The organism is Streptomyces sp. NPDC003393, assembly GCF_053589015.1.
This window is the reverse complement of the sequence record NZ_JBSFRB010000099.1, coordinates 1-1,664: the sequence shown is the minus strand read 5'-3', so window position 1 is coordinate 1,664 and position 1,664 is coordinate 1. Positions and strand designations below refer to the sequence as shown.

Sequence of the window (1,664 nt, the reverse complement as noted above, 5' to 3'; positions counted from 1 at the left end):
TAGCCTCGCGCTTTCACGAGGTGGGCTGTCCGGCAGGCGGTCAGGAAAGCAGAAAGTGCCTCTGACCAGCAAGAATGAGGATTGTCGAGGTCCTTGCTCTTGCCACCGCCGGAGGCACTTCCCAGGTGAAGCACTATATCGGGTCCTACCCCCGCGTCCGTGTCCAGGACGACGGCCGCCAGGTCGTCTCCCAGGCCGGGTCGGTCCTGCTCGTCGAAACGGTCCGCAAGACCGGTCTTGACCAGGCCATATCCCAGGCTCTGGCTCCTTGGCGCAAACCGCGGGCCGTTCACGATCCCGGCAAGGCGCTCCTGGACATCGCCCTGGCGGTCGCACTGGGCGGGAACTGCCTCGCGGACGTCGCGATGCTGCGGTGTGAGCCGGCCGTCTTCGGCCCGGTCGCCTCCGACCCGACCATCTCCCGCCTGATCGACACCCTCGCCGCCTCCGGCGAGAAAGCCCTGCAGGCCATCCGGTCCGCGCGATCCGAAATCCGCCAGCGTGCCTGGTCGTTGGCCGGCAAGAACGCCCCGGACGCCGACGGCCAGGTCGTCATCGATCTCGACGGCGTCCTCGTGATCGCCCACTCCGACAAGGAAGACGCGGCCCCGACCTGGAAGAAGACCTACGGCCATCACCCCCTGACGGCCTTCCTCGACCACGGACCGGGCGGAACCGGAGAGCCGGTCGCCGCCCTCCTCAGACCGGGGAACGCGGGCTCGAACACGGCCGCCGACCACATCACCACAGCCCAAATGGCCCTCGCACAACTGCCGAAGAAATATCGGCGAGGGCGGCAGACCCTGATCCGCACGGACTCCGCCGGAGGCACCCACGACTTCGTGTCCTGGCTCGCCAGGCGAGGACGATGGCTGTCCTACTCGGTCGGCATGACGGTCACCGAAGCGATCCACGAATACGTGCTGAAGGTCCCCGCCTCAGCCTGGACCCCGGCCGTCGAGACCGACGGGGAGGCCCGCGACGGGGCCTGGGTCGCCGAACTCACCGGCAAGCTCCTGGACGGCTGGCCCAAGGGCATGCGACTGATCGTCCGAAAGGAACGCCCTCACCCCGGCGCCCAGTTGAGGATCACGGACGCGGACGGCATGCGGATCACATGCTTCGCGACCAACACCCCCGACCGGCCGATCGCCGAACTCGAACTCCGGCACCGGCTGCGGGCCCGGGCCGAGGACCGGATCCGGGCCGCCCGGGCCACCGGCCTGCGCAACCTGCCCCTGCACCGGGCAGCCCAGAACAAGGTCTGGCTCGAGATCATCCAGATCGCCCTCGACCTGCTGGCCTGGATGCCCATGCTCGCCCTCAGCGGCAAGGCCCGACTCTGGGAACCCCGCCGCCTGAGATTCCGCCTGTTCTCCGCGGCCGCTCAGCTCGTCACCACCGGCCGACGCAGGATTCTCCGCCTCACCCGGCACTGGCCCTGGACAAGTGAGATCACCGCCGCCCTCGAACGGCTCGCACTCCTGGCCACCCCCGGCTGACCAGCAGCTTTCCATCGTCCCGACGACAACATCACCCACCCCGGGCAGTGGAACCCGGCGCCCACCCGATGCGACAACCGGGCCGCTGGCCTGCCCACGGTCAGCTCCGGAAAGCGAAAGGGTCCACCGACTCCGTCGGCGGACCCTCAGGAAAGATCGAGG

At 68.9% G+C, this 1,664-nt stretch carries 1 protein-coding gene; it reads left to right on the top strand.

Going from position 1 to position 1,664, the window contains the following annotated elements; all coding sequences use genetic code 11:
* The first annotated feature begins 125 nt into the window (after positions 1–125).
* Positions 126–1,502 (top strand): IS1380 family transposase, encoded by a 1,377-nt coding sequence (locus ACWDUZ_RS38520; protein ID WP_451636481.1) that lies wholly within the window; start codon positions 126–128, stop codon positions 1,500–1,502.
* The last annotated feature ends 162 nt before the right edge of the window (positions 1,503–1,664 follow it).